Source organism: Microcoleus sp. MON1_C1 (genome assembly GCF_036701945.1).
Lineage (GTDB): Bacteria > Cyanobacteriota > Cyanobacteriia > Cyanobacteriales > Microcoleaceae > Microcoleus.
Genome location: NZ_JAUBRO010000124.1, coordinates 1 through 2,978, shown reverse-complemented (window position 1 = coordinate 2,978; position 2,978 = coordinate 1). Strand labels below are relative to the sequence as shown.

The 2,978-nt window shown below is 41.1% G+C and carries 5 protein-coding genes; 1 reads left to right on the top strand and 4 read right to left on the bottom strand.

The window, feature by feature from the left end; all coding sequences use genetic code 11:
• Positions 1 to 63: 63 nt before the first annotated feature.
• Positions 64 to 258 (top strand): hypothetical protein, encoded by a 195-nt coding sequence (locus QUA62_RS29080; protein WP_333408262.1) that lies wholly within the window; start codon positions 64 to 66, stop codon positions 256 to 258.
• A gap of 149 nt (positions 259 to 407) precedes the next feature.
• Here QUA62_RS29080 and QUA62_RS29075 read toward each other — a convergent pair whose 3' ends face one another.
• From QUA62_RS29075 to QUA62_RS29060, 4 genes are all read right to left on the bottom strand, one after another.
• A complete protein-coding gene (locus tag QUA62_RS29075) occupies positions 408 to 740 on the bottom strand; it encodes a XisI protein (protein WP_333098754.1) in 333 nt (110 codons plus the stop codon).
• Complete coding sequence (locus QUA62_RS29070) at positions 728 to 1,144, bottom strand: element excision factor XisH family protein (RefSeq protein WP_333108717.1); 417 nt, start codon at positions 1,142 to 1,144, stop codon at positions 728 to 730. Before QUA62_RS29070 ends, QUA62_RS29075 begins: the two co-directional genes overlap by 13 nt.
• A gap of 442 nt (positions 1,145 to 1,586) precedes the next feature.
• The gene (locus QUA62_RS29065; RefSeq protein ID WP_333408261.1) at positions 1,587 to 1,913 is read right to left on the bottom strand and encodes a hypothetical protein; all 327 of its coding nucleotides are present in this window, start codon (positions 1,911 to 1,913) and stop codon (positions 1,587 to 1,589) included.
• A gap of 281 nt (positions 1,914 to 2,194) precedes the next feature.
• Positions 2,195 to 2,914 (bottom strand): hypothetical protein, encoded by a 720-nt coding sequence (locus tag QUA62_RS29060; RefSeq protein ID WP_333408260.1) that lies wholly within the window; start codon positions 2,912 to 2,914, stop codon positions 2,195 to 2,197.
• Between the last annotated feature and the right edge of the window lie 64 nt (positions 2,915 to 2,978).

Sequence of the window (2,978 nt, the reverse complement as noted above, 5' to 3'; positions counted from 1 at the left end):
TACTTGAACGGCTTAATTGGTAATCAGCGAAAAGCAGCTTGAGTATAATTACTCACTACAAAAGTGACATGCTCCCACTATAACATCGTATTGGATGCAATTAACAATTTGCCTCAAGAATTCTCCAGTAGGGAATTGCAGGAACGGTGTCCGACAGTGGGAATTAATTTGATTCGCCGTCTATTGCGCCGGGAAAGGGATGCAGGACGTTTAGAATGTCGGGGACGAGGAGTTGAGGCGCATTGGCGAAAGCAATAGATAGAGGAATTATGCACAAGCAACTGAGTGTTAAGTTCAAGTACGAAATATAACACCCAGTTGCAAAAATTATACAAGCTGACGAAAGCGGTTAAGTATTAAAAATGTCGCCTTCAAAACAGCTAATTTTTTTAACACTTAAGCGTAATCTATCCGAGCGCAAATTCACTTAATTGTCGCATATTAGGGGGGTCAAAACCCAGTATTATGTCTTGTTTAGGAACTCCTAATTCTACGAGTTCGTTGGCAATACCTACCTCGGTTCCATCCTGCTGAATCCAAATTTTATTGTCCATAATATCTAGGTGCAAAACCGGGCCATAAATTCGCCGGTGATTGCGCCAGCCCACATATACTAATTGATAATGATCGCGCTCGGTATCAAAGATAGTTTGAGCCTGAATTCGCTCATCCCACACAAGACTAGCGTGTTGGGAGAGCAGATTTTGGATGTGCTGCCTATAAAGGTCTACATTTGCCATTGTGCGATCGCCTCCTGCTCTATATCGTAAACAATTAAATGAATTTGATTTTGTTGAATTAAAGACTGAATAAACCCCATTGTGAAAAAACTATCGTAGACATGGCTGGGTACTGCTAGGTATAAAATGCGGTCAGTTTCTTGTTGTTGCAAAGCGGCTCGATAACTAATGAATTGTCCTAAAGCTGTGTAAAACTGGGAGATTTTGGAGGGGCCAATAAAACTTTTGATTTCAACGGCAATTTTCTGTCCGTCTTTTTGGGCCGCAACCACCCTTTCGGCACCCAAGTCGATGTAAAGTTCTAAACTTCCTGCTTGTAAAGTGTATGGATCGTGAGTAATCTGCCATCCATCTTTCTGGAGAGCGATTTTAACGACTTCGTGAAAGACATCTTTAGCAGACATAGCTGTACTGACTCGTTGTGTTTAATATCTTCGATAAGTAGGTAGGCGGGATTAAACCGAATAATGTAACAGTATGTAAATAGGCTTAAGTCAGCCAGTAGAGAGCATTTGGACACTTTACATCGTTTACATAGTTGCGTTTTAAAGCGCCGACTTACTTAGTTTTATTTCAAGTATATACGCTATTTATTTGAAAGCGATGTTTTCGGGCAGCGCCACAAAACTTTGCCCCTCGGCCTTTTTTAGATCAGAAAAAGCCTTTCGTCCAAATATGATTGTCCAGCCGATATAGTGTTGCAGCCGACGAGTCGAACATATCGGCTTGCTCTTAGTGCAGGAGATACACCTATGCTGCTATGAGAGGAAGCCTTTTTTGGATGTGGCGAAAAATGTTTGCTAGTGGTTGCCGGAGAAACAAACTTATCTCTCCGGCATCATTTAATTACCAGTCGATTTTTAGCTCGCAGTTTTTGGGGCTGCCGTTGCTGCTACCATTGTTGGTGTCGTTGTTGCTACGGTTGCTGCTTTCGAGAGGGAATTGGAAGTTTAAGGCCAGCAGCTCTTGCTCGATAATTGACTTTCTGTCTTGGACTTTTTTGTCTCTCAAAAGTCGCAGAACGTGGATTATTTGGTCGAGCGTTTGATAGCTTGTTTGTTGAAAATTTAAGACCAGTGTTGTTTGCCTTCCCATAATGTACAGTTCGTTTTCTGTGTGGTGGATCAAGGTTAAATTATTGAAGTAGTAGGTGTTGGTTTGCGATACTTCCATTTTTTATCTCCGATACTTTATTTTTTGGCGCGCCAGCGCTCATTTTTTTTGTAGGATTAAAAAAACCTATAAATAATTTATTTTTATCAAGGTCGGCTTACAAAAAACAATGAGCAAGCGCCCTCTCAATTTACTTAGCAGATTAAGAAAAAATAGTTGATAAATCTATTCACAAATTTGTAATACTTAGTGGCAGCACTATCAGTAATTTAGGTCGTGAGCTGAAAATTTGTTAAGTAGCCTTTGTATTAAACACTACTCACTTTTTTAGGGAACCATAACTAATCCAGTTCGATGTCTTGGATGCGCTGTTTATGCTGTTGGTGAGTTTGCTGTTCTTGCTCAATTAATTGTATCCAGATATCATTCCAACTTGACTGTGGACTGACAATTTCTGCATTCGGTAGTAGCGAGATCGCATTTCGAGCGAGCTGATAATTTTCTGAGAGCGCTATAATAACGCTATCGAGTTCTTGTAAGAATTGTGCAGGCAGTTGTGAAGCTCGTTCAATTCCTAGGTAAATTGTGGGTGGTGCTGTTGCAGAATTTTCCTGTTCAATAAGCAAAATTGAAAGAGCTTCGATTGGGTTACAAGCAATCACAGCTCGCTCAATTTCTCCAGTAGTGGCTACCCAGAAAGCAGCTTCAGATGACAGGGGATGGGTTGTAGTAAAGTCGCCTCTTTCATCGAGAACAAAAGCGAACCGGGCTTCTCCCTCAAGCGTCCGTCCTGTAAACACAGCCTTTTCTGAGCCGGCATACAACCAAGAATGAGAGTGCAATAAATCGAGTAACTCTAAAGGTAAACTGTACTCGACTGCTAGATGCGAGCGCACTTTTTGCCACTGAGTTTCATTCCTTTCAGGCAGGATTGATAATTGCAACTCTAACTCATTTGCTCTTGCAGGAGTTCCAGGTGTAGTTGCTGCTAGCTCAGATTGTGACAACTCTAACTCATTTGCTGTGGTAGGAGTTCCATGTGTAGTTGGGGAGCGTGTCACTTTTGCAATAAGTATAAATGCTTAAAAAAAGCAGAATAGTAGCTTTGAGCTATTGTTGAGCAAA

What these genes read in the sequence shown, in the direction of transcription:
- QUA62_RS29075 (WP_333098754.1), bottom strand. Translation starts at nt 740, where the DNA reads ATGGCAAATGTAGACCTTTATAGGCAGCACATCCAAAATCTGCTCTCC.
- QUA62_RS29070 (WP_333108717.1), bottom strand. Translation starts at nt 1,144, where the DNA reads ATGTCTGCTAAAGATGTCTTTCACGAAGTCGTTAAAATCGCTCTCCAG.
- QUA62_RS29065 (WP_333408261.1), bottom strand. Translation starts at nt 1,913, where the DNA reads ATGGAAGTATCGCAAACCAACACCTACTACTTCAATAATTTAACCTTG.